Below are 26189 nucleotides of genomic sequence, written 5' to 3'. Positions count from 1 at the left end.
CCACCGGCGTCGGTGCTCGGAAAACCGGCTGCTAGTCGATCACGGGCGGGACCACGTCGTCCCCCGTGGCCCAGGTCGCCTCGTCCTCTTCGAGGTAGTCCGGGTGCTCACCGTCACGCCGCTGGGGACGCCGGCCCGCGCTCCGGGACCCGCCCATCGCACCGCCCATCGGACCCATGGCTCCCGGGCGCGCGGTTTCGCGTACGAGGCCGCTGCCGCCGGGCGTGAACTCCCGTCCCGCGCCGCCACCGCGCGCTTCCCCCACCGTGCCGCCGGGCTGGGTGACCAGGCGTCGCGAACCGGCGGCTCCGCCGACTCCGCCACGCCCCGTGGGCGAACCCACGGCGCCCATGCCGTGGCCGCCCATCATCGAGCGGCCGACCCCGGGGCGCTCGTTGCCGATGACCGTTCCGCGCTGTCCGCCCGCGAGGGGGCCGGTCACCGGGCGGCCGGGCGTACCGCCGTGGATGCCGGGAGCACGCACGCTCTCGCCGCCGCCCCTGCCCATCGGGCCGACCGGCATCGTGCGCCGGTCCCCCGCCGCAACGGGGCCGACGGGGTTCGCCCGTGGGCCGCCGTCGGTAACGGGGGCGACCGGAATCGTCCGCCGGTTCCCACCGCCCCCGGGACCGTTCGGAAGCGACTGCGTGGGCAGGACCACGGGCGGGATGTTGTTCTGCCCGCCGCCGCCGACCGGAGTGACCGGAGGGCCGCCCGTGGGCGGTGTCGACGTGACCGGCGGGGCGTCCGGCATCGTGACCGTGTCGATGTTGGTGCCCGTGGTGTCCGGGACGCCGGGCGTCACGGGGACCACACCGACGTGATGCGCCGCAGGGGGGGTGGAGACGTTGGTGGTGGAAGGCGAGCTGCTGCCGTCGGGCTGCGCGGTGACGTGGTGGTAGGTGCCCGACGAGCCGCCGGTGCTCGGCACAGTGGAGACCGAGTGCGTGCTGCCCGAGTCACCGGAAGTGCCGTAGCTCCTTTCGCCACCCGCGTACTTCTCGTCCGGCAACGCCGCCGCAGGCAGCGGCTTGAAGACCGGCTCCTCCTGCGACGAGATCGTCTGCTGCGCCATCATGTAGTACGAGGCGAGCTTGTTCATCTGCGGAATCGCTTCGTTCCGCGCCTTGTCGACGGCCTTCAGCCGGGCCTTCTCCTTCTCCTCGTCCGCGTAGCACATGGCCGTGGCGTCGGAGTGGCCCTGGATCACCTTGCTGACCTCGCTGAGCGCCTGGCCGGCCGTCTGCAGCGAGGTGCCCGCGGCGCCGGCGTAGTCGGCCAGCTTGATGGTCTGCTTGGCGAAGTCGTCGCCCCACTCGCGGAAGGCGTCGCCCCCCTTGCCCTTCCACGTGGTGCGGCTGACGTGCTCCTTGAGCTCGGTACCGATCTTCTCGATCTCGGTCTGTGCGTCGATCAGCGCGGTTCCCCGGCCCATGATCGCCGTGGGGTCCACGCTGCGCACCATCGCGAGCATGTCCTCGTACGACATGTTCTCGAAGTCGGTCGTGAGATAGCAGGCGTTGAGCGGCGGCAGCTTGCCCTTGTCCCCCATGGTTATCCCTCTCCCCCGTTCACTTCCCGTGCCTACAAACCGTGTTGATCGGTGCCAGTACCCTCGCCCGGCCTCGGCAACAGCCCGGTCTGCGGGTCGACTTCCGGCTTCTGGTGTTCGGCCTCGACGCGCTTCTGGATGGCCTGCAGGCGCTCCGCGTACTCGTGGTCGACGTTCTGGTACCCGCGGTCGGCGAAGTCGACCGTGATGCCCATCGCCTCCAACTGCTCGCCGAGCGTCTTGGAGAGCTGGGTCAGGCGCAGGTGGACGACATCGTAGGAAGCGGAAAGCCCGAGTGCCTCCGGGAAGCCCGTGCCGTACGCGGCGGCGGTGACCTTCTGCTCGGTGATGCGGCTGTGGGCGGCCGGTGAGCCGTCCAGCGCGGTGAGGAGCTTGTCCACGCGCGTCTTGAAGCTCTTCAGGGACTCGCTCGGCGTGTCCAGGTCCGGCGAGCCCTTGCCCTTGCCGTTGTCGGGCAGCGGCGGGTCGTCCGGAAGATGGGATCCCATGGATACGCCTCCCTAGAGTGCCGTGGTCCGGCAGGCGTGGGTGCGGGACGCGGTGTCCGCGCCCCGCACCCCCGGCGTGCCGGTTCCGTTGTCGTTCATCTGGGCCTGGGTCAGCCGTGGAAGCGGCGGGACTGCGCCAGGTCGTTGGCCTGGTAGCCGTCCGTCGCTTCCATGAGCTTGGTCGAGATCTTCAGCAGAGTCTGGTGCATGTGGTCGACCTTGAGCTGCCAGCCCGCGTGGCGGTCGTGGAACGCCCGCCGGGTCTCACCGTCCCAGGTGGCGACGACGGCCTCGACCCTCCTGTTCAGCGAGTCCAGCTGCTCCTTGATGGTGTTGGCGGTGGTCTTGACCTGGTTAGAGGCCTCGACGACCCCGGAGTACGTGATCTCCATGGAACGGTCTCCTGACGCGAAGGTGCGGAATGAGGGCGGACGGGCCGACTACTGCGAGACCTGGAAGCGGTCCAGGATGCCGTTGCTGCCCGTGTGGTCTACGCCGTCGATGCCCTTGAAGCTGTTCAGGCGCTCGACCTCCTCGGCGTCGAAGCCGTCGCGGCTCATCTGGACCGCCTCGTGGGTGAAGTCCAGGAGCTCCTTCAGGTTGCGCACATCGAGGTTCACCTGCGTCTGGAGGCCGTTGTACGCGTTGGCCGCGACGCCCTTCCAGTGACCCTCGACGGAGTCGATGACCGCGTTGAGCGCGCTGATCCTGCTCTCCAGCGTGTCCTGCATGTGGCCGAGGTCCTTGATCAGCTGAGTGATCTCCCCGGATGTGACCTTGAGCTTGTCTCCCATAGCGCACCTTCCCCCATGAATTGGATGTTGCGGGCTGTCGGGCCGCCGGCTGGCACGTCCAGATCGGACCGCATTTTTGCGACTTTCACTTTAACTGCGATGACCAACGATTCCAACCGGCTTATTGCAACAGCAAGTTGTTGGAAATTCACCTATTCACGGACGGCTCCGGTCCCGCACGAGGACCGCGACCCCCGCGACCACCGCGACGAGGAGCCCCGTCGCGGCCAGTACGTAGGTCGAGATGCGAGTCATCCGTTCCTGCCTGGTTTCACGCAGCTGGAGCGCCACCGGTTCCGGCCCCACGGGACCGTTCGAAACCGCGCGGTCCGGAGTGGGCGCGTTCACCGGGTGCTCGTCGTCGTTGAGGGCGCGCACCGGGTCCACCACCCCCCAGCCGATGAAGTCGTCCCGGCCGTTCACCGCGCGCTCCGCGGTCTGCTCGATCTGGGCCACCACCTGGGCCTGCGTCCAGCGCGGGTGCTTGGCCCGGATGAGGGCGGCCACCCCGGCGACGTACGGCGCCGAGAAGCTGGTCCCGTTGTCGACGCACTGGCCGCCCTTCGGCACGGTGGACACCATGTCGACGCCCGGCGCCGCGACCCCGACGAAGTCACCGGTCTGGGAGAACGGCGCCCGCTCGTCGTTGCGGTCGGACGCGGCCACCGCCAGCACACCCGGGTACGCGGCCGGGTAGGTGGCCTTGGCCGGGGCGGTGAGCCCATCGTTGCCCGCGGAGGCGACCACCACGATGTCGTTCTTCAGGGCCTCGCTCACCGCACGGCCCAACTCCGAGTCTGCGCGCAGGGGTTTGACGGTGTCCTGCGAGATGTTGATGACCCGGGCGTGCTTCCTGATGGCATGGCGGATCGCCTCGGCCATCGTCGCGGCGGTGCCGTTGCCCTTGTCGTCGTTCTGCCGGATGGGGATGATCGTCGCCTCCGGGGCCAGGCCCACGAAGCCGGTGCCGCTGCGCGGGCGGGCCGCGATGATGCCGGCGACCTTGGTGCCGTGGCCGACGACGTCGGTCGTGCCGTCGCCCCGCTTGCCCTTCGCCTTGCCCTTGGCCTTCGTACCGTCCGGGTTCAGCGCCGGAAGCAGGTCCGTGCCGGAGCTCCGGTCGACGGCACCCTTCAGCTGCGGGTTGGTCGCGTCCACCCCGGTGTCGATCACCGCGACCCGGACGCCCTTGCCCTTGGTGTCCTGCCAGAGCTGGTCGAAGACCAGCCGCTGGAGCGACCAGGGGCGGCCCTGGATCTGCTTCGGCATCGGGAAGGTGCACTCGCCGCTGCCCTCGGCCCCCGTTTGCGGAACGGAATCCTCGGCCGCCGCCGACGTGGCAGGAAATACCGGCAGAACGATGGTCGCCGCGCATGTCAGAAGCAGTACGGCGGCGGCCGGGCGAACCGAAGAACGTGATACGGAACGAGATGCGGAATGAGTTCCGGAAGAAGCCCGGCGCCGGAATGTGCCGCGGTTGATCGTTTTCACGCTTCCCCCTCCTCCGTCGTCAGGAACTCTGCGGCTGCTTGGCGCTGTTGGTGTCGAGCCGTGGCCCCTTGGGCAGCAGGTTCGACCAGTTCTCCGGCACCGGCAGCGGTTTCACGTCCTTGTAGCCGAGCCTGATCTGCGCCTGGTTGACCTCGGCGGCCCGGTCCTCGGGCGACGCGGGCTTCGCCGTCTCACCGATCTTCGAGTGGTCGGCGCTGCTGTCGTTGTTGGTCTGCACGGCGTACCGCAGCCCGGTGTCCGTCACCAGGAAGACCGACCCGGTGGTGGGCGAGGCACCGCTGAACTGCCGGTAGAGCACACCGCTGCCCGGGGTGACGTACGCGCTGGTGGCACCGTCCAGGAAGCTCACCGGGTAGCGGGGCCCGGCCCAGGTCGTGAGCTCCGGCACGCCCTTGCCGTCGACGCCGTGCAGCACGTTGCAGACGGTCCCCGTCCGGGCGGAGGTGTCGTTGGCCTGGGTCGGGACGCTCTTCGGCCAGCCCTTGGACGCGTAGAACTCGTCCGGCGACGAGGTGAAGGACTGCGGGGCGACCTCGGCGGCCTGCGCCTTCTGGCCGAGCACCTCCGCCTCCGGGCTCGTCAGGAGCAGCCGGGCGACGAGGTCGGAGACGGGCGCGACGGCTCCCGGCAGCACGACGTAGTGCTGCATCCCGGTACCGGCGACGGCCTTGAGCACCGTGCCCACCTTGTTCAGGCCGGGGTCGAGGCCCTTCACGCCCGCCGGGTCGCCGGTCTTGCCCGGCAGCTTCGGGAAGTCGACGGGCGAACCGTCGTGCAGGGTGCCGAGCCAGTCCTTGCTGACCTTCTGCGGCTTGGCGCCCTCGCTGAAGAGGGAGCGCCGCAGGACCTCGTCGCGGGCCGAGGGCTTGTCGCCCGGGGTGGTCCCGATGGGGTGCCGCGTGCCGTCCGCGTCCACCAGGTAGCGCGTGCCGTCCCCGCCGTCCGCCTCCACGTAGAGCGCCTGCCCGTCGCGCAGCTTCCGCTTGCCGCCGACCTTGCCGGCCTCCCGGTCGGCCAACAGGAACACGGCCTTCTGGACGGTGTCGCCGGAGCCGGCGCCCGGCTGCTCGCAGACCGCCCAGAGCTTGCTCTTGCCCGCCTCGTCCGCGCCGGGCAGCCGGTCGGGTGCGTACGGTATGCCGAGCATGGGGCCCCGCTGCAGCTTGCCGCTGTCGAGCTCGGACTCGGGCACCTGCATCACCGAGGAGTCGCCGGGGTCCAGGAGCAGGCGCGCCGAGGCGAAGTTCAGCACGGGGTGCAGCCGCTTGACGCCCTTGGTCTCCAGCACCACGTAACGGGTGGTGGACTCGCTGCCGACGATGACGTGGGCACCGGCGTCGGTCCAGCCGGCCGGGACCTTCGGCTTGAAGATGCCCCAGGCGCCGAAGCCCGCCACCAGCAGGGCGCCGACCACCACGCCCGGCAGCACGGCGCGCAGCGGTCGCGGCGCCGCCTCGTCCGTCGCGGCCGCCGAGGGTTGCAGGAAGGCGGCGACCAGTCTCTTCTTCGCGAAGGTGTAGGCATTGAGTTCGTCACGCCGTGATGCCATCTGCCCGACTTCTCCCCGTGGTTGTGAACGCGTCGCGAACCGACCCCACTATGCCCGCCCGGCCCCGCCCGCCGCCGTCCGGGTGCGGGCTTCGGGGGCCAGGGGGCGCCCGCGGGCCGGTGTGCCGATAGCGTGGGTCCGGCTCGCACACGCCGCAGTGCCGTGACACGGAGGGACATACCGGGGGATGAGCAGCACGACGACCGCAGTGACGAGGCTGCAACCGCGGCCGGGACGGATCGGTGGAGTGCGGCTGCACCAGATGGTGCTGCTGGAGGTCGCCGGCGCGCTGATGCTGATCGCGTGGGTGACGGACAAGGTCCTGATGGTGCCGATGGGCCTGGTCGGGGCCGTACTGGTGCTCCTGGCCGTCCTGCGCTGGCGCGGGCGGCCGGTGCTGGAGTGGATCAAGGCGTTCCTGGCCCTGCGCGGCCGGCAGCGGGCCGCGCGGCGGCCGTGGTCCGCCGAGGGCGTCGATCCCGCGCTGGCACCGGTCCTGGAGTGCGAGGACGCGCTGCGCACGTACACCTACACCGACCGGCAGCGGGAGCGCGCTGTCGGGATGGTGGGCGACGGTACGTTCCTGACGGCGCTGCTCCTCGTGCAGCCGCGGGACGAACCCCTGCGCGCCGCCCGTGAGGCGCGTCCGCTGGAGCTCGGGCTGCTGCACGAGGCCCTTGAGGTGGACGGCATCCGGCTGGAGTCGGCGCAGGTCGTGCAGCACACGCAGCCCGCGCCCGGTCCGCATCTGCCGGAGCAGGCGGCCGCCGCCCGCTCGTACGGCCCGCTCCAGGCGCGGGCCGGCACCCCCGCGGTCCGGCTGACGTGGATCGCACTGAAGCTCGACCCGAAGCTGTGCCCGGAGGCGGTGCAGGCGCGCGGTGGCGGGCTCGGCGGGGCGCAGCGTGCGCTGCTGCGGGCCGCGGATCAGCTGGCGAGCCGGCTGACGGCGGCCGGGTTCGACGCCTCGATCCTGACCGAGGCGCAGCTGACGTCCGCCCTGGCGACGTCCGCCGGGGTGAACCCGCAGGCCAGCGCTTTGGCGGGCCGGTCGGAGACCGCCGAGCGGCGCACCGCGGAGTCCAGCCGCACCTGGCGCTGCGACGACCGCTGGCACACCACGTACTGGGTCGGCCGCTGGCCGCACCTGGGCGCGGGGGCGGCGGCCTCGGCGCAGGTGGTGGCGCTGCTGACGTCGATGCCCGCCCCGGTCAGCACGTTCAGCCTGACGGTGTCGCAGGGCACGGGCGGCATGCCGGCGGTCAGCGGGCACGTCCGCCTCACCGCCCGCGGCGCCGATGAACTGGTCTCGGTGCGGCGGCAGTTGGAGCGCGCCGCGCGTGGAGTGAAGGTCGGCCTGGTACGGCTGGACCGCGAACAACTGCCCGGTGTGCTGGCCACCCTGCCGCTCGGAGGTACCCGTTGAGCATCCACCGTACGAGCCCGGCCGGCGCCCCGGCCCCCGCCGCCCCGGCCCCGGCCGCCCGTGCGCGCGCCGGGCACGGGCTGTTCGGGCCGCGCCGGGGCCGGCACGAGCTGCCGGTGGAGCAGCTCGCGGCGCTGCGGCTGCCGGTCGGGGACGACGGGGTCGTGGCGGGCACTGACGCGCAGGGGCAGCCCGCGGTGCTGGGGATGTTCCGCCCGGCCCAGCTGGACGTCGTGGTCATCGGGAGTGTGTGGACGGCCCAGGTGCTGGCGCTGCGCACGGCCGGCACCGGGGCGCGCGTCGCCGTGGAGACGGCCCGGCCGCAGGCGTGGACGGGCCTGGCGCAGGCCGCGGGCGGCAGCCAGCAGTGCATGACGGTGCACGACGTGCAGCAGGTGGGTCCGCAGGGCGCCTCGGTCACCAGCCCGGTCCTGGTGGTCCGGGACGCCGGCATGCGGCCCCCACGCAGCCGGCTGGCGCCCGGCCCCTGGCAGTCCGTGCTGACACTGCTGCCGTTCCTGGGCCCGACGGCGCCGAAGCTGGTGGAGCACGCGGGGCTGGTCGGCATCCAGCGGGTCTCGCCGGAGGAGGCCGCGGTCCTCGGCCGCATCCTGCGCCTGCCCCGGGTGAACGCGGAGGCGCTGTCCCAGCTCGGCGACGACATGGTGCTGTGGTGCACGCCCAAGCACCGCAAGCTGGTCAAGATGCAGCCGACGGACATCGAGGCCGGGCTCCTCGGCGGCCCGCGCCGCCTGGACTGACCCGGCCGCCCCGGCCGGGAAGGCCCCGCCCCCAGGCGAAGAGCCCCCGCCCCGGACGAAGCCCCGCCCCGGTCCGTCAGTCCGGCAGCACCGGCAGCAGCTCCGGCAGGTGCCCGTCGGAGGCAGCGGCGGCCGTGACCCGCTCCTCGGGCACCTCCCCGTACAGGGTGGTGCGCGGCTTCGCGGGGCGGCCGGCCAGTTCCGCGATGGCGACCAGGTCACGCACCGAGCGGTACGAGCCGTAACCCGACCCGGCCATACGGGAGATGGTCTCCTCCATCAGGGTGCCGCCCAGGTCGTTGGCGCCCGAGCGGAGCATCTCCGCCGCGCCCTCCGTGCCGAGCTTGACCCAGCTGGTCTGGATGTTGGTGATGTGCGGGTGCAGGAGGAGGCGGGCCATGGCGGTGACGGCCCGGTTGTCGCGGTCCGTGGGGCCGGGGCGGGCGATGCCGGCGAGGTAGACGGGCGCGTTGGTGTGGATGAAGGGCAGCGTCACGAACTCCGTGAAGCCGCCCGTCTCCTGCTGGAGCGCGGCCAGGGTGCGCAGGTGGCCCAGCCAGTGGCGGGGCTGGTCGACGTGCCCGTACATCATGGTCGACGAGGAGCGCAGGCCGACCTCGTGGGCGGTCCTGATGACCTCAAGCCAGGTGGCCGTGGGCAGTTTGCCCTTGGTGAGGACCCAGCGGACCTCGTCGTCCAGGATCTCGGCCGCGGTGCCGGGGATCGAACCGAGCCCGGCCTCTTTCGCGGCGGTCAGCCAGTCGCGGATCGACATGCCGGTGCGGGTGGCCCCGTTGACGACCTCCATGGGCGAGAAGGCGTGCACATGCATGCCGGGGACGCGCTCCTTCACCGCCCGCGCGATGTCGAAGTAGGCCGTGCCGGGCAGGTCGGGGTGGATGCCGCCCTGCATGCAGACCTCGACCGCGCCCACGTCCCACGCCTGCGCGGCCCGATCCGCGACCTGGTCCAGGGAGAGGGTGTACGCGTCGGCGTCGGTGCGGCGCTGGGCGAAGGCGCAGAAGCGGCAGCCGGTGTAGCAGACGTTGGTGAAGTTGATGTTGCGCGTGACGATGTACGTGACGTCGTCCCCGACCACGTCCCGGCGCAGGGTGTCCGCGATCCGGCACAGCTCGTCCAGGGCCGGCCCGTCCGCGTGCAGCAGCGCGAGCGCCTGGTCGTCGGAGAGCTTCGTCGGGTCGTCGGCGGCCCGGCTCAGCGCCGCGCGGACGTCCCCGTCGATCCGGGAGGGCACCATCCCGGGGGCCGCCGCCTCGCGGAGCGCCTCCCAGTCCCCGTACACGACGTCGAAGTCGTCGCGGCGGTCGCCGGTACGGCCCTCGGTGTCGATGGTGCGGTGCAGGTCGGTGCGGCCGGAGGCGTTGAACCCCTCGTCGGGCTCCTGCCAGGGCAGCCCCTCGGGGATCGCGCCCTCGCGGGCGAGGCCGGTCTCCGGGTCGGCGAGCGCCCGGACGTGCGGGAGCAGGCGCGGGTCGAGCCAGGGTTCACCGCGCCGAATGAACTCCGGGTAGATGGTGAGGCGTTCGCGCAGCGCGAAGCCGGACTCGGCGGTGCGGGCGGCGAGTTCGTCGATGTGCGGCCAGGGCCGCTCGGGGTTCACGTGGTCGGGGGTGAGCGGCGAGACCCCGCCCCAGTCGTCGATGCCGGCGCCGATGAGCAGGGCGTACTCCGCGTCGACGAGGTTCGGCGGGGCCTGGATGCGGGCGGACGGGCCGAGGATGTGCCGGGCGACGGCGATGGCGGCGGCCAGCTCCTCCAGCTCCGCGTCCGGCATCCCGCGCATCGCGGTGTCCGGCTTGGCCCGGAAGTTCTGGACGATGACCTCCTGGATGCCGTGGTAGGCCCGGGCGGTCCGGCGCAGCTCGAAGAGGGAGTCCGCGCGCTCCTCGTACGACTCGCCGATGCCGATGAGGATGCCCGTGGTGAACGGCACGTTGGACCGGCCCGCGTCCTCCAGGACCCGCAGGCGGACGGCGGGTTCCTTGTCCGGGGAGCCGTGGTGCGGGCCGCCGGGCTCGGACCAGAGCCGGGTCGCCGTGGTCTCCAGCATCATGCCCATGGAGGGCGCGACCGGCTTGAGCCGCTGGAGGTCGGTCCAGCTCATCACCCCGGGGTTGAGGTGCGGCAGCAGACCGGTCTCCTCCAGGACGCGGATCGCCATGGCGCGTACGTACGCCAGGGTGTCGTCGTACCCCTCGGCCTCCAGCCACTCGCGCGCCTCGGGCCAGCGGTCCTCCGGCCGGTCCCCCAGCGTGAACAGCGCCTCCTTGCAGCCCATCGCGGCGCCCTCACGGGCGATGGCCAGCACCTCGTCCGGCGACAGGAACATGCCGTGCCCGGCCCGGCGGAGCTTGCCGGGGACGGTGACGAAGGTGCAGTAGTGGCACTTGTCGCGGCAGAGCCGGGTCAGCGGGATGAACACCTTGCGGGAGTACGTGATGACCCCCGGCCGCCCCGCCGCCTCCAGGCCCGCGTCCCGCACCCGGGCGGCGGACGCGGCGAGATCCGTCAGGTCGCCGCCGCGCGCCCGCAGCAGCACGGCGGCCTCCGCCCGGTCGAGGGCGACACCGTCACGGGCGCGCCTGAGCGCCCGTCGCATCGAGTTGGTGGTGGGGAGTCCGGCTTGAGGATCGGTCATGCACCCGAGCATACGGACGGGTAGCCGGCGCCCCCGCTACCCGTAGTACTCCAGGATCAGCGGCAGGTCCTGCGTCCATTCCCGCAGGCGGGACCGGTTGCGGGCGGCCAGCATCCAGGTGTGGACGGCACCCGTGCGCAGATGGACGACGACGCCGAGGAGCTTGGGCCCCCGCACCGCGTATTCGATCCTGCCGATCTCGTGCCACGTGAACTGGAGGGCGGCCCGGTCGGCCGCCTCGTACTCGACCCCCAGCGCGTCGATCACCAGCGAGGTGTCCGTGCCCACACCGACGAACCCGATGTCTCCCTCGGGATCGGCGGCCCGGGCAGGTGCGTTCTGCCACGGGTTGGCCGGTGCCCCCTGCGCGTACGGGTTCGGGGTGGCGTGTTGCGGGTACGGCGAAGAACCGTACGGGGACTGCGCGTACGGGTTCGGGACCGCGGCGGCCGGCGGATACGGGGACGGGTACGGGGTGGTCGGTGCGACCGGCGGGTAGGCGGGCGGCGGCGGGGTCGCGTCGGCGGGCGGGTGCGCGTGGCCCGGCGGGACCGCGTCGGCCGGCTCCGTCGGCGCGACCCGGGCCGCGGCGGGCGCCGGGCCGCCGGGCGCGAAGAGGTCCAGTAGGGCGTCGGGGGTGGGCCGGTCGCCGGGCTCCTTCTCCAGGCAGGACGCCACGACGTCCCGCACTCCTTCCGGCACCGCCCGGAGGTCGGGCGCCTCGTGCACCGACCGGTACATCAGCCCCATGGGCGTCCCGGCACCGAACGCGCTGCCGCCCGCGGCCGCGACGAGCACGGCCCCCAGGGCGAACACGTCGGCCGGGCCACCGACTTCGAGGCCCTGCGCCTGCTCGGGGGCGAGGAACCCGGGCGTCCCGAAGGCCACCCCGGTGGCGGTGAGCCGGCTCGACTCCAGGGCGCGGGCGATCCCGAAGTCGAGGACGCGCGGCCCGTCCGACGCCATGATGATGTTGCCGGGCTTGAGGTCCCGGTGGACGAGCCCGCAGCCGTGGATGGCGGCCAGCGCCTCGGCGAGGGCGGCACCCAGCCGCCGCAGCCGCGCCTCGTCCATCGGCCCCTCCGCCTCGACGAGCGCGCCGAGCGTGGGCCCGGGGATGTACGCCGTCGCCAGCCAGGGCGCGGTCGCGTCCGGGTCCGCGTCGACCACGGGCGCCGTGTGGAAGCCGCCGACGCTCCGCGCCGCCTCGACCTCGGCCCGGAACCGCGTACGGAAGTGCGGATCGGCGGCCAGTTCGGGCCGGGCAACCTTCACGGCCACCGCACGGCCGCCCCGCGACCGCGCGAGATAGACGACGCCCATCCCGCCGGCGCCCAGTTCCCGTTCGACGGCGTAACCGCCGACCTTCTCGGGCAGCTCCGCCCCGTCCGTTCCGTACGCCATGCGCTGGGCGCTCCCCCCGGTGATCCGGCGGCCCAGTATGCCGTGTGCCTGCCAATGCGGGGCGAGGTGGGCGGAGGCGGGAGAGGCGGTGCGGGGGCCGGGTGCGTTCACCGGCGGGCCGGGAGGGAACTGCCACCTCCGGCCACTCTCAACGTATAGCGCAAGGGGGGCCTTGCCGCAAGGCCCCCCTCGTCCCGCACAATCGCTGACCTGAGCCAGCCACCTGCGGCATTTGGGAGTTATGCGTAGTGCCCGACCTGAGTCCTGTCACCCCCTCCCCCACCCTCACCACGAGCGCCTTCGCGCTGACCGGCGACCGCGCCGAAGCCAAGGCCGATCCCGCCCTGACCGCCGGTGACGAGCTCCACTTCGCCGCGATCGCGCGCTGCCTGGAGGAGACCGTCGCCGAACTGACCGCCGCCCTCGACACCGCCCGCCGCGCCCCGGGCGGCCTGGGCAGGCAGGGGCTGGACCGGGACGCGGAGATCCACCGGCTGTCCGCCCGGCTGCGCACCCTGCGCCGCTTCGGCCTGGACCTGTGCCTCGGCCACATGGCCGGTGCGGACGGCTCCGAGCCGGTGTACGTGGGACGGCTCGGCCTCACGGACAGCGAGGGCCGCCGGCTGCTGACCGACTGGCGCTCCCCCGCCGCCGAACCGTTCTTCGGGGCGACGCACGGCAACCCGATGGGCCTGGCGAGCCGCCGCCGCTACCGGTGGACCGGCGGCCGGATCAGCGACTACTGGGACGAGGTGTTCACCCCGGACGCCTTCGCCGGGCACGCCGCGCTCGACGACCAGTCGGCGTTCATCGCGAGCCTGGGCACCAACAGGTCTGCCCGGATGCGGGACGTGCTCGGCACCATCCAGGCGGACCAGGACGCCATCATCCGCGCCGGTTCGCGCGGGGCGCTGGTCGTCGACGGCGGCCCGGGCACCGGCAAGACGGTCGTCGCCCTGCACCGCGCCGCGTACCTCCTGTACGCCGACCCACGCCTCGGAAACCGGCGCGGCGGCGTCCTGTTCGTCGGCCCGCACCAGCCGTACCTGGGGTACGTCGCCGATGTGCTGCCGAGCCTCGGTGAGGACGGGGTGCGTACGTGCACGCTGCGCGACCTCGTGCCGGAGGGCGGGGCGGCCCTGCCCGAGGCCGATCCGGAGGTGGCCGGGCTGAAGGCGTCGGCGGAGCTGGTGCGGGCGGTCGAGGCGGCCGTCGCGTTCTACGAGGAACCGCCCGCCAAGGGCCTCACCGTCACGACGCCCTGGGCGGACGTCCGGCTGACCTCCGCCGAGTGGGCCGTGGCCTTCGAGTCGGCGCCGGGCGTCCCGCACAACGAGGCGCGGGACGCGGTCCTGGAGGAGGTCGTGACGATCCTGGCCGACAAGCACGCCGACCGGCAGGAGGAGGTCCCGGACCACCTGGTCCGCCGGGCGCTGCTGCGCGACCGCGAGCTGATCGCGGCCTTCGACCGGGCGTGGCCCCTGCTGGAGGCGACGGACCTGGTCGGTGACCTCTGGTCCGTCCCGGCCTACCTGCGCAGCTGTGCGCCGGGACTCACCCGCGAGGAGGTGGCCCGGCTCCAGCGCTCCGAGCCCCAGGCGTGGACGGTCTCCGACCTGCCGGTGCTGGACGCGGCCCGGCAGCGGCTCGGTGACCCCGACGCGGCCCGCCGCCGGCGCCGCAACGAGGCGACGGCCGCCGCCGAGCGGGCGCACCGGGCCGCTGCCATCGACAGCCTCCTGGAGAACGCCGAGATCGACGAGAGCCAGGGCGCGGTGGGGATGCTGCGCGGCCGGGACCTCCAGGACACGCTGGTCGACCCGGACGCGCTGTCCACCGCCGAACCGGACCTGCTGGCGGGCCCGTTCGCGCATGTGGTGGTGGACGAGGCGCAGGAACTGACCGACGCGGAGTGGCAGATGCTGATCCAGCGGTGTCCCTCGCGCAGCTTCACGATCGTCGGCGACCGCGCACAGGCCCGGCGCGGCTTCACGGAGTCGTGGCGGGAGCGGCTGGAGAGGGTCGGCCTGGACCGGATCACGCTGTCCGCGCTGACCGTCAACTACCGCACACCGGAGGAGATCATGGCCGCCGCGGAGCCGGTGATCCGGGCCGCCCTGCCGACCGCCAACGTCCCGGTGTCCATCCGCAGCAGCGGCATCCCCGTGCGCCGGGGCCCGCTCGCGGACCTCCCCACGGTCCTGGACACCTGGCTGACCACCCACCCCGAGGGCACGGCATGCGTCATCGGCGCGCCTGCGTCCTTCCGCCCGCCGTCGCCCCGCGTCCGCGCGCTGACCCCGACGCTGTCGAAGGGCCTGGAGTTCGACCTCGTGGTCCTGGTCGAGCCGGAATCCTTCGGGACGGGGGTCGGCGGGGCGGTGGACCGGTACGTGGCGATGACCCGGGCTACGCGGGAGTTGGTGGTGCTGTCGGGGGCGTAAGGGCCTCACCGCCCCGGGGCCGCCCGCGCCCACACCGTCTTGCCGACGATGCGCTCGGCGACGCCCCACTCCGCCGCCAGCGCCTCGACCAGCCGCAGCCCGTGCCCGCTCTCGGCAACGGGCCCGCCCGCGCGCAGCTCCGGGCGCCGCTCGCCGCGCGCGTCCGACACCTCGACGCGGATGCCGTCCGCCTCGGGGAGCACGCGCAGCTCGAAGTCACGGCCGGTGACGTGGCCGTGCAGCACGGCGTTGGCGGCCAGCTCGGCCACGACCACCGCCACGTCGTCGGAGAGCCGGCTCCCGTACGCCACGCCCCAGGCGTCGAGTTGCTGCACGGCGAGTCGGCGGGCGAGGCGCGCACCTCGGCGGGTGGCGCTGAAGCGCTGGACGAAGTCGTTACCCACGAGGGTGATTTCGGCGTTCATGTGACCCAGCGTGTCCGCCTGCTCGTACGCTGACCAGGAGTGACCACACGACTCCAGCTAGCTGTACGGGCCTGCCCGACCGGCTGTACGGGGCGTCGGCCGTGACCGGACGGACAGAGGCGGTACGGGGCAGATGACGAACACGCAACGTGAGGAACGGCCGGAACGCCCGGCCGAATCGGACGGCACGGCGCACCTGTTCAGGGCGCTGGGCCGCCAGCTGAAGTTCTTGCGCGAACGCGCGGGGATGAACCAGAAGCAACTGGCGACGGAGACGCATTGCGGCGAGGACCTGATCTCCGCGATGGAACGGGGGGTGCGGACCCCGCAGGTGGAGTTCCTGATGCTCGCGGACCGGGCCCTGAACACGGGGGGTTTGCTGGAGGCGACGGCGGAGGAGGTACGGGAGGCGCTGAAGCGGACGCGCCTGCGGCATCCGGGATGGTTCCGGGACTTCGCCAGGACAGAGGCGGAGGCGGTGGCCCTGCATGACTACAACAACCAGGTGATCCCCGGCCTGCTCCAGACGGAGGAGTACGCGCGAGCGGTGTTCACCCACCGGCGGCCGCTGCTGGACGAGCAGACGATCGAGAAACGCGTGGCGGACCGCATGGCGCGCCAGCAGATCTTCGAGCGTTGGCCCGCTCCGACGCTCAGCTTCGTCGTGGAGGAGGCCGCCCTGCAACGCCCGATCGGCGGACGAGAAGTCCACCGGGCGCAGTTACAACGACTGCTTACCGTGGGACGGATGCGAACGGTTGAGCTCCAGATCATGACCACCGACCGGCACGAACACCCCAGCCTGGACGCGGCGTTCACTCTGGTCACGCCGAGGGGCCGCCAAGAGGTTGCGTACACCGAGGCATACGGGCATGCGAGGCTGATCACGGACCCGGCTGAGGTGCGAATCTTCACCGAACGCAATGGAATTATGCGGGCGCAGGCTCTCTCCCCCAGGGAGTCCCTCATGCTCATTGAGAAGATGTTGGGAGACCGATGAACACCGAGCAACTCCACTGGTTCAAGAGCAGCTACAGCAGCGGCGAGGGCGGCAACTGCATCGAGGTCGCCTATGACTGGCGCAAGTCCAGCTACAGCGGTGGCGAGGGCGGCAACTGCATCGAGGTCGCGTCCTGCGCGACCGCCGTCCACGTCCGCGACTCGAAGAACATCCCCGGCCCCCACTTCGAAGTGGCGCCCACGGCCTGGTCCGCGTTCGTCACGTACGCGCGCCAGGGCTGAAAAGCCGGACGGCGAGCCCCACCCGGGCGCTCGCCGTCCGCCCGGCCCCTCAGCCGCCCGGCGTCTGGTCCACCTTGAAGTCCATGTTCACCTTGCCGCCGACGACCGACTTCGCGGTGACGGTTACTCCGTACTGCTTGCCGTCGTCCGCGAGCCGGCAGCGGATCGTGGCGCCGACCTTGGCGGGCAGGTTCTCCGGGCAGGAGAAGGCGTCGGGCTGCTTGCCCACCTGGGCGGCGAGGGCGGCCTTGCCCTGGCGGGCGACCTCGGCCTTGTCCACGGAGCCGGAGGCGCCGGTGTCGCTGCCGCCGGCCGTCGAGTCGGACGGCTGTGCCGAGTCGCTGGGCTGGGGGTCGGCGGAGGCGCCGCTGCCGGCCCCGGCGTTGTCGTCCACCTTGAAGTCCAGGTTCACCTTCTTGCCGTCGACGGACTTCACGGTCGCCGTCATACCGAGCTTCTTGCCGCTGTCGGTGAGCGTGCAGCGCACCGACTCACCGACCTTCCCCTTGAGGTCCTTCTCGCAGTTCACGTCCTCGGGGGCGCGCCCGACCTGCTTCTCCAGACCGGCGGAGGCCTGCTTGGCGACCTCCTCCTTCTTGACGACCACGTCGCCGCCGAAACTGAACGAGCAGCCCGACGCGAAGAGCATGACCAGCGCCCCGGACGCGGCCGCGGCCACCATCCGGCTCCGTACGGACTGGTGCATGAGGTCCCCCTAGCTCGATGTACACGCCAAGAACTGGCCTGCCAAGCTACCACCGGCCCCGAACACCCGGCCGAGCGCCGGATTCCGTCAGCCTTCGCGCCCCTGGGCGGCGCAGAACCCTTCCGGGCCCCCGCCCCGAAACCCGCTCGCCCTCCCGGCGCCTCCCGCCTACGTTCGTCGCCATGACCGACGACGCCTTCGCACACCCGCGCCTCGCCGCGCTCTACGACCCCCTCGACCCCGACCGCAGCGACCTCGACGCCTACCTCGGGATGGCGGAGGAGTTCGGGGCGCAGCGCGTCCTGGACATCGGCTGCGGGACCGGGGTCTTCGCCCTGATGCTGGCGGATCGCGGGAAGGAGGTCGTCGGGGTCGAGCCCGCGCGGGCATCCCTCGATGTCGCCCGGGCCAAGCCGGGCGGTGAGCGCGTCCGTTGGATCTGCGGTGACGCCACGGGCCTTCCGCCGTTGCGCGTCGACCTCGCGACGATGACCGCGAACGTCGCGCAGGCCATCGTGGACCCCGGCGCCTGGCGGGCGACCCTGCGGGGGGCCCATGAGGCGCTGCGGCCCGGCGGGCGGCTGGTGTTCGAGACGCGGGTGCCGGCGCGGCGGGCCTGGGAGGAGTGGACCCGGGAGGAGTCCCGCAGCGTGACCGAGGTGCCCGGGACCGGCGCCGTCGAGACCTGGGTCGACGTGACCGAGGTGGCCGGGCCCCTGGTGACCTTCCGCTGGACCTACCGGTTCGCGGCGGACGGCCAGGTGCTGACCTCGGACTCGACGCTGCGCTTCCGTGAACGGGAGGAGGTCGAGGCGGACTTGGCGGCGGCGGGATACGTCGTGGAGGACGTCCGCGAGGCCCCGGACCGGCCGGGGCGGGAGTACGTCTTCGTGGCGCGACGGGCCTGACCCGGAGAAACCGCGTACATGGCATCATCCCGCCGTGACTCCCGACGACATCGCACGGTCCGCCACGCCCGCCGAGCGCCGGCTCGGCGGCCTCGCGCTCAACCCGGCCGCCCCCGACGACATCCTGCTGCGCCTGCTCGCGGGTGAGTCGGCGGCCGTACGGATGGTGCTGTGCCGGGACCGGGTGCTGCCCGATGCCGTGGTGGCCGCGGTGGTCGCGCACCCGGACCGGTACACGCGGAGTTTCCTCGCCCGCAGCCCGCACGCCGAACCGGAGCAGCGGGCCCGGCTGGTGGACGACCCCGAGTGGTTCGTGCGGGCGCATCTGGCCGACGGGCCCAAGCCGGACGAGGACGGTTGCCCGGCACGGCTGCTTCCGGACCGGACCGTGGTGCGGATCATCGAGACGTACGACGCCGAACTGCTCGGGACCGGGCTGCTGCGGCAGATGTCCTCGGCGTTCCGGCGCACCATGGCAACCCATCCCGTGGCCGGTGTACGAAGGATGGGGGCTCTGCTGCACTGGCATTCACTGGGGCCCCGGGCGCGGGCCGCCCTGCTGGCCGACCCGGTTCCGGGTGTCAGTGAGGCGGCGGCCCGCACCGACCGGCTCCACGAGCGGCGCCGGGACCCGGACGCCGTGCGGGAGGACCTGCCCGAGCACCCCTGCCACACGCGGTTGAGCCTGCTGATGTACGGCGCCCTCGCCCCCGACGTCACGGCAGCCGCCCTGGAGACGGACGGCGCATGGGCGGTGGCGGGCAACACCAGCACACCGGCCGAGTTCGTCGCCGTCCTCGCAGGGCACGCCGACCCGAAGGTACGGATACGGGTCGCCGAGCGCCCCGATCTCGCCCCCGCCCTGCGCCGCGCCCTCGCGGTGGACTCCGATCCGGGCGTACGCCTGGCCCTCTCCGTCCACCCGGCGCTGACCGAGGCGGAACGCGCCGCGATCGACTACGAGGTGCCCGAGCACGAGGACTGCGGACACTGCTGGCTTCCAGATGCGGACCCGGACCCCGAACAACTGCGCCGGGACTCGCGGTCCGGGCACCCCTGTCTGCGGCGGCGGGCGGCGCGGGACCCCGGGCTACCGGCCGAGCTGGTGGCGGAGCTGGCTGACGACCCGGACCTCGGCGTGCGCGTGCTGCTGAGCCAGAACCACCCGGACGCGCCGGCCGCGCTGTTGCTCCGCAGCTTCCTGGAGTACACCGGACCCCACCGATGGCACCTCACACGCCGCCCCGGCTTCCCCCGGACAGGGCTCGCCCGCTTCGCGGACGACGAGGACCCGGCCGTCCGCCGCCTCGCCCCGCTCGATCCCCGGCTCGCCCCGGAGACGGTGGACCGGCTCACCCGCGACCCCGACCCGCTGGTCCGCGCCGACGCGGCCCGGCACCCCCGGCTCCCCCTGGCCCGGCTCACCGCGCTGCTCGACGACGCAGAACTGGCCCCTAGGGCCGCCGGGAACCCGTCCCTGCCGCTCGCAACGATGAACGCGCTGGTGCCGTAACCGGCGCCCCCTCACCCCAGCCCGAGCTTCGCGCGCTCCTCCTCGATCAGGGTCTCCATCAGTTTCTCCGGGTCCACGGCGTACTCGGAGTCGTCCAGCGCGTCGAAGTCCGCCGTGCTCAGCGGCAGTCCCAGCGCGGCCAGCTCGGCGGCCAGCTGTGCGTACGCGAGGCGCTCGTCGGGTTCGTCCTGGTAGCCGGCCTGTTCGGCTGCGGCGCCCTCGGACAGGGTGGAGCCGGAGGCGTGCCAGAGGGTGAATTCGGTGTCCAGCTCGATGAGGCGCCAGGCCGGGGCCGTGGGCTCGTCCGGGTGGAGCCAGTAGCCGACCCAGCCCTTGCCGCCCTTGGCGACGAGCTTCACGTGCGCCGCCATCCGCGCGGCCCCGGCGTTGACGGCCCGCATCTCCGGGTCGGCGAGCTCCTCCGCGCTCAGGTAGTCGGTGTCCAGGAACGGGTGGAGTTCGCCCGCCTCGAAGAACTCCAGGCCGAGCAGGCGGGCGAAGTCGTCGCGGCCCTCCCACTGCGCGATCAGCAGCGCGCGCAGGTCGTCGGGGACCGGGCGGCCGTCCAGCCGCTCCCGCGAGAACTCGGCGAGCCGCTCGCCGTACGTGCCGTCCATGTGCCCCTCCCGGGGGTCGGTCCCGATCCTGGCCGCAACGTAACAGCGGGGTCGGACAGCCGGTCCCTACAGGTACGCCGCGTACGCGTCCAGCGTCCGCAGCACCTCCGGTTCCGGGGCCGGAGGCAGCTGGAGGACGACCTCCTCGATGCCCAGGTCCGCGTAGTGGGCCAGCTTCCCCGGGGCCGGGACGACCGCGTACGGGACGACGTGGAGGTCCTTCGGGTCGCGGCCGGCCTCCTCCCAGGCGGTGCGGAGGCGGGGGACGGACTCCGTGAGGCCCCGGCCTCCGATGGGCAGCCAGCCGTCCGCCGACTCCGCGATGCGCTCGAACAGCTTGGGGCCCGCCGCGCCGCCGATGAGGGTGCGGGGGCCCTGCGGGCGGTGCGGCTTCGGGTACGCGTGGCTGGCGCGGACCGAGCCGAACTCGCCCTCGTACGCCGTGGGTTCCGCCGCCCACAGCGCCCGCATCAGCGCCAGGCGTTCGCGGCCCAGGCTGCGGCGGGTCGACCACTCGACGCCGTGGTCCGCCGCCTCCTCTACGTTCCAGCCGTAGCCGACGCCCAGGGTGAAGCGGCCGGCGGAGAGGTGGTCGAGGGTGGCGATCTGCTTGGCCAGGTCGATCGGGTCGTGCTGGGCGATCAGGGTGATCCCGGTGCCCAGGGCCAGCCGCTCGGTCACCGCCGCTGCCTGCGCGAGGGCGACGAACGGGTCCAGGGTGCGGCCGTACTCGCGGGGCAGCTCGCCGCCCGCCGGGTAGGGGGTGTCCCTGCTCACCGGAATGTGGGTGTGCTCGGGCAGGTAGAGCCCGGCGAACCCGCGCTGTTCGAGCTGGTGCGCCAGCCGCACCGGGGTGATGGTCTCGTCGGTGAGGAAGATCGTGGTCGCGATCCGCATACGAAGGCACCTCCGTCGTAGTCCCGTGGCGCTCCAACGTATGCGGTCGGGGGCGCGAAGGGGCGTCTCCGGCCTCCCCGACCTCGTACACCGCTCGCGGCGGGGCGCGCCCGGGCGACACCATCGACGCCACGTTCCGGGGCACCGGCTCCTCGCTGCCCGGCCGTCCCCGGGGAGCTGGTGCACGCGCCCGGTTACTGGCGCGCGGGCTGGCGCTCGGCCCCGGAGACCTCCAACGACTCCAGCCGCCTCGCACAGCCGCGCTGCTGGGTCACCGCGAGCACCGCCACCGCCGCCCCGAGCGCCAGCCAGCCCGCCGGACCGGCCGCCATCACGACGCTCGTGAGCAGCGGCGGGCCTGCGGACTTCTGGATGGACTGGGACATGCCGGCCACACCGAGGTAGGCGGCGCGCTCGTCCGGCGGGGCCAGCAGGACGGCCAGTTCCCAGGAGCTGACCGAGCGCATGAGTTCCGCCATAGTGACCAGGACCGCCGCCGCGAGCAGGACTGCGGCCGCCGTCCAGGTGCCGCAGCCGCTCGCGCCGGCCAGCAGGGCGCAGGTGACGAACATCAGGACCCCGTACAGCGCCACCGCCCGCACCGCGCCCCGTGGGCCGTCCGCCCTTCGGGAGACGGCGAGTTGGAGCAGGACGACGAGCACGGTGTTGATGACCAGGAAGGCCGGGACGAGGGCGTGCGGGGCGGAGGTGCGGTCGACGAGCCACAGCGGGAGGCCGACGCCGAGCACCGAGTCGTCGAGGTTCATGGAGATGTCGAGGAGCACGAAGCGCAGGTAACCCCGGTCCCTCCAGGGCCCCTTGGCGCGTAGCGGCCCCCCGGCGGACCCGGTGGACACCGCCCGGCCGCCCGCCTCCTCCGTACGCCACACGAGTACGGCGGCGACGAGGAAGGAGAGCGCGTTGCCGAGGATCAGCGCGCGGTAGGCGTCCGCCGTGCCGACCGCCAGGCCGATCGCGGCGAGGCCCGCGCCGAGGCCGTAGCCCGCGTTGGCGGCGCTGCGGGACAACGCCTGGTAGGCGGCCCGGCGTTCGCCGGCCGCGCGGGTGGCGAAGAGCATCTCCAGGGTCTTGGCCGCCCTGTCCCCGAGGTAGGTCACGGCGACCACGACGAGCAGCGCGTCGAACCGCGTACAGAGCAGCACAAGCGTCAGCGTGACCAGGCGCAGCAGGTGGCACCCGATCAGCAGCGGGCGCACCGGGAAGCGGCAGGCGAGGCGTCCGGCGAGGGGTGAGCCCGCGATGCCGGCGACACCGGCCGTGCCGAGGAGGACGCCGATCTGCTGGGCGCCGAGGTGGGTGACGAAGGTGAGGTAGAGGACCGAGGAGGCCGCCCACAGACCGGTGCCGGTGCGGTCGACGGCCAGGGCGCGCAGCATGATCCGGGCGTCCCTGCCGCCCGGCGGGTTGCGCAACTGGGCGAGCAGACCAGCCTGTTCCCGGACGCGCCCCACCCCGTACCTCCAAGTATCTCGACATCAAGAGACCTACCGACCCGCGGAAGCCTGCCCCGGCATTCTCTTGATGTCAAGATGCTTGAAGGCGAGGTAAATGAGGCCCGTGCGGCGCGGGAACGATTCCGCGTCCCGGCTCCTCTGCGGGGTGATCCCGGCGCCCGGCCGCACCCTCACGCGAGAAGTCAGCATGTCCCTCACCACCCGCACCGCCGCTTGCGGCACCGCACTGCGCAAGCGGCCCTGGTGCCGGTGGGCGTGCGAAGGGCGGGCCGCAAGGTGCTGGCCCGCCTGGACGCACGTGTCGGCCGGCCGGGGTGAGAACCCCGGCCGGCCGAGGGAGTGACTACTTCGGTTCGCGGTCGAACTGCGACCTGGACCAGAAGTACCCGAGGACGGTCAGGCCGACGCACCAGGCCACCGCGAGCCACCCGTTGTGGCCGATCTCCGTGCCGAGCAGCAGCCCGCGCAGGGTCTCGATGGCCGGGGTGAACGGCTGGTACTCGGCGATCGGCCGGAACCAGCCGGGCATCGAGCCCAGCGGGACGAACGCGCTGGAGATGAGCGGCAGCAGGATCAGCGGCATCGCGCTGTTGCCCGCGGCCTCGGCGTTCGGGCTGCCCAGCCCCATGCCCAGGGCGATCCAGGTGAACGCCAGGGTGAAGAGGGCCAGGAGACCGAAGGCGGCGAACCACTCCAGGACCGTGGCGTCGGTGGAGCGGAAGCCCATGGCCACCCCGATGGCCCCGACGAACACCACGCTCATGAGGGTCTGCAGGAGGCTGCCCACGACGTGGCCGAAGAGGATGGAGCCGCGGTGGATGGCCATGGTGCGGAACCGGGCGATGATGCCCTCGCTCATGTCGGTGCAGATCGAGACCGCGGTGCCGACGGTGGTCGAGCCGATGGTCATGAGCAGGATGCCCGGCACGATGTACGCGATGTACGCGTCGCGGCCCGCGCCACCGCTCATGGTGTCGCCGAAGATGTAGACGAACAGCAGGAGCATCATCACCGGGGTGAGCAGCACGTTCAGGGTGAGCGACGGGTAGCGGCGGGCGTGCAGCAGGTTGCGGCGCAGCATGGTGGCCGAGTCGCGGACGGCGAGGGAGAGGGTGCTCATCGGACGGTCTCCTTGCTCGGGGCGGGGATGCCGGCGGCGGTGTCGGTGGCGGCTTCGGTCTCCGTCAGGGCGAAGAAGACGTCGTCGAGGTCGGGGGTGTGGACGGTGAGCTCGTCGGCCTCGATGCCGGCGGCGTCCAGCCGGTCGAGGACCGCGCGCAGGTCGCGCTGGGTGCCGTCGCTGGGGAGTTGCAGGGCCAGCACCTCGTCGTCCCGGACGGTCTCGTCGCCGAGCGCGGCGGCAGCCGCACGGTAGGCGGTCGGGTCGGTGAAGCGGAGGCGGACGTGCCCGCCGGGGACGATCCGCTTGAGCTCGTCGGCGGTGCCCTCGGCGGCGATCTTCCCGTGGTGCAGGACGGCGATGCGGTCGGCGAGTTCGTCGGCCTCCTCCAGGTACTGGGTGGTGAGGAAGACGGTCACGCCGTCCGCGACCAGGCCCCGGATCATCTGCCACATGCTGTGCCGGGAGCGCGGGTCGAGACCGGTGGTCGGCTCGTCCAGGAAGATGATCCTGGGGCCGCCGACGAGGGTCATCGCGATGTCGAGGCGGCGCTTCATGCCGCCGGAGTAGGTGGAGGCGGGCTTCTTCGCCGCTTCGGTGAGGTCGAACCGCTCCAGGAGGTCCGCCGCGACCCGGCGGCCCTCCGCCTTGGACAGGTGGTGCAGGTCCGCCATCAGGAGCATGTTCTCCTCGCCGGTGATGAGGCCGTCGACGGCGGAGAACTGCCCGGTGACACCGATGGCGGCGCGCACCGCCTGCGCGTCGGTGGCCAGGTCGTGGCCCCCGACGCTGATCGCGCCGGACCCTTGTCCGGGTGGGATCAGCGTGGAGAGGATCTTGACGGCGGTCGTCTTGCCGGCGCCGTTCGGGCCGAGCAATGCGAACACCGTTCCGGCCGGGATGCTGAGGTCGATCCCGTCGAGCACGGTCTTCTCGCCGTACGCCTTGCGCAGTCCGTTCGCCGCGATGGCCGGGTTCGTCATGGTGGGCTCCTTCTGCTTGTACGAGGTGGGGGGGAGGTGTCAGAGGCTGCGGGCGGTGATGTCGCCCTTGGTGGTGGTCGCCCGGATGGTCAGGACGGGCGCGCCGTCGTTCGTCAGGGCGTTGTCGATGCGGCCGAGGACGGTGCCCGCGTCGAGCACGGCCGGGACGCCGCGCGCCGCGCCGACCCTGATGTCGCCCAGCTGGGTGCTGAGGGTGAGCTCGCCGCGGGCGGCCTCCTCGACGGTCACGTCGCCGCGCTGGGTGCTGAGGTCGCCGGGCCCGGTGAGGCGGCGGACGATGACGGCGCCGTCGTGAGCGGCGATCCGGGCGCTCGCGGCCTCGTCCACCTTGACCGAGCGGTAGCCGCCCTCGAACACGACGTCCCCGAGGCGTCCGACGCCCCGGAACTCGGCGGCGCCGGCCTTCGCCTCGACGTGCGACCCGGCGGGCAGCTGGACGGTGATCTCGACGGACCCGGAGTCGCCGAGGAGGCGGCTCTTCGCGCCCTTGGCGGTCCGGATGTCCAGGACGCCGTCGGCGCAGGTGACCTCGGTGCGCTCGGCGGCCTTGGCGTCGCGGCTCTTGGCGGGGTCGGCGGGCAGGACCTCGACGACGGTGTCGGCGCGGTCGGCGGCGATGAACCGGATGATGCCTGCGGGGATGTCGACGCGGGCGGTGACGGCGGCGGGGGTGTCGAACTTCGGCATGGTGCGCTCCTTCTGCGGTGGTGCGAACCGGAGTGGCTCGCTCTTTCCGACGAGAGAAACGCTACGTTGCATTCACTATCTCGGCAACACACTTGCTGCATCGAGATCGCGTAATTGCACGTCAAAACAGGGATGTTGGAGCAATGAGCTCGAAGGTAACGCAACAGCCGCGCCACGATTCGTTGCAATGAACTGCCAGCGAACGCTATAGTCGGCGCACCGGCCACCGCACGGCCGCACCCGCGCCACGAAGGAGTACGCGATGCCGGGAGGCAGGCTCACCCAGCAGGAACGCCGCCAGATCGCCCGGGGCCTGGCCGACGGCCTGGCCTACGCCGAGATCGCGAGGCAGCTGGACCGCCCCACCTCGACCATCACCCGCGAGGTGACGCGCAACGGCGGTCCCGCCGGCTACCGCGCCGACGTCGCCCACCGCACCGCCGAGCAGCGCGCCCACCGTCGCAAGAACCCCGCGCCCCGCGACGCGCGCCCGGACCCGCAGCCCCACGGCCGGGACGCCGAGGCGGTGCGCGCGTACGAGGAGCTGTTCACGACGGCCATGACGGCCTCGGGCGCACCCCTGATGATGTCGAGGGTCCTCGCGGCCCTGACCCTCAGCGACACCGGCAGCCTCACCGCCGGCGAACTCTCCGCACACCTGAAGGTCAGCCCGGCCTCCGTGTCCAAGGCGGTCGCGTTCCTGGAGACCCAGAGCATGGTCCGCCGCGAGCGCGAGGGACGCCGCGAACGCTATGTCGTCGACAACGACCTCATGCACGACTCGATGATGGCGAGCGCCCGCTCCACGGCCCAGCTCGCCGAGACCGCCCGCAAGGGCGTCCCCGTCCTGGGCGCGGACACGGCGGCGGGCACCCGCCTGGAGAACATGGCCCGCTACCTGGACTTCGTCTCCGAATCAATAGCCCGAGCCGCCGACCAGGCCAGAGCCATCCTGCACACGAAGGCCCCGGACCCGGAGGCCTGA

Annotated in this window: 24 protein-coding genes; 8 read left to right on the top strand and 16 right to left on the bottom strand. The window is 72.7% G+C overall.

Translation table 11 applies throughout. The features are described 5' to 3' along the window. Positions 1–31: 31 nt before the first annotated feature. From BLW14_RS18435 to eccB, 6 genes are all read right to left on the bottom strand, one after another. Entirely contained in the window at positions 32–1552 is a 1521-nt protein-coding gene (locus tag BLW14_RS18435; protein ID WP_093708347.1) for a WXG100 family type VII secretion target, read from the bottom strand. A 32-nt stretch (positions 1553–1584) separates the two neighbouring features. Beyond that, positions 1585–2061, bottom strand: coding sequence for a hypothetical protein (locus tag BLW14_RS18430; protein WP_093708346.1), 477 nt, complete (start codon positions 2059–2061; stop codon positions 1585–1587). A gap of 110 nt (positions 2062–2171) precedes the next feature. Beyond that, a complete protein-coding gene (locus tag BLW14_RS18425; protein ID WP_093708345.1) occupies positions 2172–2453 on the bottom strand; it encodes a WXG100 family type VII secretion target in 282 nt (93 codons plus the stop codon). A gap of 48 nt (positions 2454–2501) precedes the next feature. Further along, entirely contained in the window at positions 2502–2855 is a 354-nt protein-coding gene (locus BLW14_RS18420) for a WXG100 family type VII secretion target (RefSeq protein ID WP_093708344.1), read from the bottom strand. Between the two features lie 156 nt (positions 2856–3011). Further along, entirely contained in the window at positions 3012–4124 is a 1113-nt protein-coding gene (mycP, locus tag BLW14_RS18415; RefSeq protein ID WP_093708343.1) for a type VII secretion-associated serine protease mycosin, read from the bottom strand. Between the two features lie 241 nt (positions 4125–4365). Then, positions 4366–5916: a type VII secretion protein EccB gene (eccB, locus tag BLW14_RS18410; protein WP_093708342.1), complete on the bottom strand. Its 1551-nt coding sequence runs from the start codon at positions 5914–5916 to the stop codon at positions 4366–4368. A gap of 247 nt (positions 5917–6163) precedes the next feature. Here eccB and eccE point away from each other — a divergent pair, with 247 nt between their 5' ends. Together eccE and BLW14_RS18400 are read left to right on the top strand one after the other, a co-directional pair. Then, entirely contained in the window at positions 6164–7342 is a 1179-nt protein-coding gene (eccE, locus tag BLW14_RS18405) for a type VII secretion protein EccE (protein WP_093708341.1), read from the top strand. Then, on the top strand, positions 7339–8103 hold the full coding sequence (locus tag BLW14_RS18400; RefSeq protein ID WP_093708340.1) for a hypothetical protein: 765 nt from the start codon (positions 7339–7341) through the stop codon (positions 8101–8103). The genes eccE and BLW14_RS18400 overlap by 4 nt, the downstream gene beginning before the upstream one ends. A 76-nt stretch (positions 8104–8179) precedes the next feature. Here the strand turns inward: BLW14_RS18400 and BLW14_RS18395 are convergent, their stop codons facing one another. Together BLW14_RS18395 and BLW14_RS18390 are read right to left on the bottom strand one after the other, a co-directional pair. Then, entirely contained in the window at positions 8180–10762 is a 2583-nt protein-coding gene (locus tag BLW14_RS18395; protein WP_177154019.1) for a bifunctional FO biosynthesis protein CofGH, read from the bottom strand. A 36-nt stretch (positions 10763–10798) separates the two neighbouring features. Beyond that, positions 10799–12166 carry a serine/threonine-protein kinase gene (locus BLW14_RS18390; RefSeq protein WP_093708338.1) on the bottom strand — a complete coding sequence of 456 codons (1368 nt, stop codon included), beginning with the start codon at positions 12164–12166 and terminating at the stop codon, positions 10799–10801. A 248-nt stretch (positions 12167–12414) separates the two neighbouring features. Between BLW14_RS18390 and helR the strand changes: the two genes are divergently transcribed. Beyond that, entirely contained in the window at positions 12415–14610 is a 2196-nt protein-coding gene (gene helR, locus BLW14_RS18385; protein ID WP_093708337.1) for an RNA polymerase recycling motor ATPase HelR, read from the top strand. A gap of 5 nt (positions 14611–14615) precedes the next feature. On the opposite strand, the gene BLW14_RS18380 is transcribed toward helR, so the two are convergent. Continuing rightward, on the bottom strand, positions 14616–15035 hold the full coding sequence (locus BLW14_RS18380; protein WP_093708336.1) for an ATP-binding protein: 420 nt from the start codon (positions 15033–15035) through the stop codon (positions 14616–14618). A gap of 133 nt (positions 15036–15168) precedes the next feature. Here BLW14_RS18380 and BLW14_RS18375 point away from each other — a divergent pair, with 133 nt between their 5' ends. After that, positions 15169–16035 (top strand): helix-turn-helix domain-containing protein, encoded by an 867-nt coding sequence (locus BLW14_RS18375; RefSeq protein ID WP_093708335.1) that lies wholly within the window; start codon positions 15169–15171, stop codon positions 16033–16035. Beyond that, positions 16032–16277: a DUF397 domain-containing protein gene (locus tag BLW14_RS18370; protein ID WP_093708334.1), complete on the top strand. Its 246-nt coding sequence runs from the start codon at positions 16032–16034 to the stop codon at positions 16275–16277. The genes BLW14_RS18375 and BLW14_RS18370 overlap by 4 nt, the downstream gene beginning before the upstream one ends. 49 nt (positions 16278–16326) lie before the next feature. Here the strand turns inward: BLW14_RS18370 and BLW14_RS18365 are convergent, their stop codons facing one another. Beyond that, positions 16327–16959 carry a DUF4333 domain-containing protein gene (locus BLW14_RS18365; protein ID WP_093708333.1) on the bottom strand — a complete coding sequence of 211 codons (633 nt, stop codon included), beginning with the start codon at positions 16957–16959 and terminating at the stop codon, positions 16327–16329. A gap of 206 nt (positions 16960–17165) precedes the next feature. On the opposite strand from BLW14_RS18365, the gene BLW14_RS18360 reads away from it, so the two are divergent. Both BLW14_RS18360 and BLW14_RS18355 read left to right on the top strand, forming a co-directional pair. Beyond that, positions 17166–17891 carry a class I SAM-dependent methyltransferase gene (locus BLW14_RS18360; protein WP_093708332.1) on the top strand — a complete coding sequence of 242 codons (726 nt, stop codon included), beginning with the start codon at positions 17166–17168 and terminating at the stop codon, positions 17889–17891. Positions 17892–17925: 34 nt separating this feature from the next. Beyond that, entirely contained in the window at positions 17926–19404 is a 1479-nt protein-coding gene (locus tag BLW14_RS18355; protein ID WP_093708331.1) for a hypothetical protein, read from the top strand. 11 nt (positions 19405–19415) lie between these two features. On the opposite strand, the gene BLW14_RS18350 is transcribed toward BLW14_RS18355, so the two are convergent. The 6 genes from BLW14_RS18350 to BLW14_RS18325 form a co-directional block, all read right to left on the bottom strand. Then, positions 19416–20021 (bottom strand): hypothetical protein, encoded by a 606-nt coding sequence (locus tag BLW14_RS18350; protein ID WP_093708330.1) that lies wholly within the window; start codon positions 20019–20021, stop codon positions 19416–19418. Between the two features lie 66 nt (positions 20022–20087). Then, positions 20088–20918, bottom strand: coding sequence for an LLM class F420-dependent oxidoreductase (locus BLW14_RS18345; RefSeq protein ID WP_093708329.1), 831 nt, complete (start codon positions 20916–20918; stop codon positions 20088–20090). A gap of 194 nt (positions 20919–21112) precedes the next feature. Further along, positions 21113–22390: an MFS transporter gene (locus BLW14_RS18340; protein WP_256332826.1), complete on the bottom strand. Its 1278-nt coding sequence runs from the start codon at positions 22388–22390 to the stop codon at positions 21113–21115. Positions 22391–22736: 346 nt separating this feature from the next. After that, entirely contained in the window at positions 22737–23513 is a 777-nt protein-coding gene (locus BLW14_RS18335) for an ABC transporter permease (RefSeq protein ID WP_093708328.1), read from the bottom strand. Continuing rightward, positions 23510–24496, bottom strand: coding sequence for an ATP-binding cassette domain-containing protein (locus tag BLW14_RS18330; protein WP_093708327.1), 987 nt, complete (start codon positions 24494–24496; stop codon positions 23510–23512). The genes BLW14_RS18335 and BLW14_RS18330 overlap by 4 nt, the downstream gene beginning before the upstream one ends. Positions 24497–24535: 39 nt before the next feature. Next, the gene (locus BLW14_RS18325) at positions 24536–25204 is read right to left on the bottom strand and encodes a DUF4097 family beta strand repeat-containing protein (RefSeq protein WP_093708326.1); all 669 of its coding nucleotides are present in this window, start codon (positions 25202–25204) and stop codon (positions 24536–24538) included. 262 nt (positions 25205–25466) lie between these two features. On the opposite strand from BLW14_RS18325, the gene BLW14_RS18320 reads away from it, so the two are divergent. Then, positions 25467–26189, top strand: coding sequence for a helix-turn-helix domain-containing protein (locus BLW14_RS18320; protein WP_093708325.1), 723 nt, complete (start codon positions 25467–25469; stop codon positions 26187–26189).

It is taken from the genome of Streptomyces sp. 2131.1, from assembly GCF_900105515.1.
Taxonomy (GTDB): Bacteria; Actinomycetota; Actinomycetes; order Streptomycetales; family Streptomycetaceae; genus Streptomyces; species Streptomyces drozdowiczii.
The sequence above is the reverse complement of the archived record's forward strand: the minus strand, read 5'-3'. Positions and strand labels throughout refer to the sequence as shown.

Excerpts from the sequence above, each read along its gene's own strand:
- BLW14_RS18345 (WP_093708329.1), bottom strand. The coding sequence starts at position 20,918 with ATGCGGATCGCGACCACGATCTTCCTCACCGACGAGACCATCACCCCG.
- BLW14_RS18420 (WP_093708344.1), bottom strand. The coding sequence starts at position 2,855 with ATGGGAGACAAGCTCAAGGTCACATCCGGGGAGATCACTCAGCTGATC.
- BLW14_RS18320 (WP_093708325.1), top strand. The coding sequence starts at position 25,467 with ATGCCGGGAGGCAGGCTCACCCAGCAGGAACGCCGCCAGATCGCCCGG.
- BLW14_RS18435 (WP_093708347.1), bottom strand. The coding sequence starts at position 1,552 with ATGGGGGACAAGGGCAAGCTGCCGCCGCTCAACGCCTGCTATCTCACG.
- BLW14_RS18335 (WP_093708328.1), bottom strand. The coding sequence starts at position 23,513 with ATGAGCACCCTCTCCCTCGCCGTCCGCGACTCGGCCACCATGCTGCGC.
- BLW14_RS18425 (WP_093708345.1), bottom strand. The coding sequence starts at position 2,453 with ATGGAGATCACGTACTCCGGGGTCGTCGAGGCCTCTAACCAGGTCAAG.
- BLW14_RS18365 (WP_093708333.1), bottom strand. The coding sequence starts at position 16,959 with ATGGTGGCCGCGGCCGCGTCCGGGGCGCTGGTCATGCTCTTCGCGTCG.
- BLW14_RS18375 (WP_093708335.1), top strand. The coding sequence starts at position 15,169 with ATGACGAACACGCAACGTGAGGAACGGCCGGAACGCCCGGCCGAATCG.
- BLW14_RS18325 (WP_093708326.1), bottom strand. The coding sequence starts at position 25,204 with ATGCCGAAGTTCGACACCCCCGCCGCCGTCACCGCCCGCGTCGACATC.
- BLW14_RS18360 (WP_093708332.1), top strand. The coding sequence starts at position 17,166 with ATGACCGACGACGCCTTCGCACACCCGCGCCTCGCCGCGCTCTACGAC.
- BLW14_RS18430 (WP_093708346.1), bottom strand. The coding sequence starts at position 2,061 with ATGGGATCCCATCTTCCGGACGACCCGCCGCTGCCCGACAACGGCAAG.
- BLW14_RS18330 (WP_093708327.1), bottom strand. The coding sequence starts at position 24,496 with ATGACGAACCCGGCCATCGCGGCGAACGGACTGCGCAAGGCGTACGGC.
- eccB (WP_093708342.1), bottom strand. The coding sequence starts at position 5,916 with ATGGCATCACGGCGTGACGAACTCAATGCCTACACCTTCGCGAAGAAG.
- BLW14_RS18370 (WP_093708334.1), top strand. The coding sequence starts at position 16,032 with ATGAACACCGAGCAACTCCACTGGTTCAAGAGCAGCTACAGCAGCGGC.
- BLW14_RS18350 (WP_093708330.1), bottom strand. The coding sequence starts at position 20,021 with ATGGACGGCACGTACGGCGAGCGGCTCGCCGAGTTCTCGCGGGAGCGG.
- BLW14_RS18395 (WP_177154019.1), bottom strand. The coding sequence starts at position 10,762 with ATGACCGATCCTCAAGCCGGACTCCCCACCACCAACTCGATGCGACGG.
- mycP (WP_093708343.1), bottom strand. The coding sequence starts at position 4,124 with ATGCCGAAGCAGATCCAGGGCCGCCCCTGGTCGCTCCAGCGGCTGGTC.
- BLW14_RS18380 (WP_093708336.1), bottom strand. The coding sequence starts at position 15,035 with ATGAACGCCGAAATCACCCTCGTGGGTAACGACTTCGTCCAGCGCTTC.
- BLW14_RS18390 (WP_093708338.1), bottom strand. The coding sequence starts at position 12,166 with ATGGCGTACGGAACGGACGGGGCGGAGCTGCCCGAGAAGGTCGGCGGT.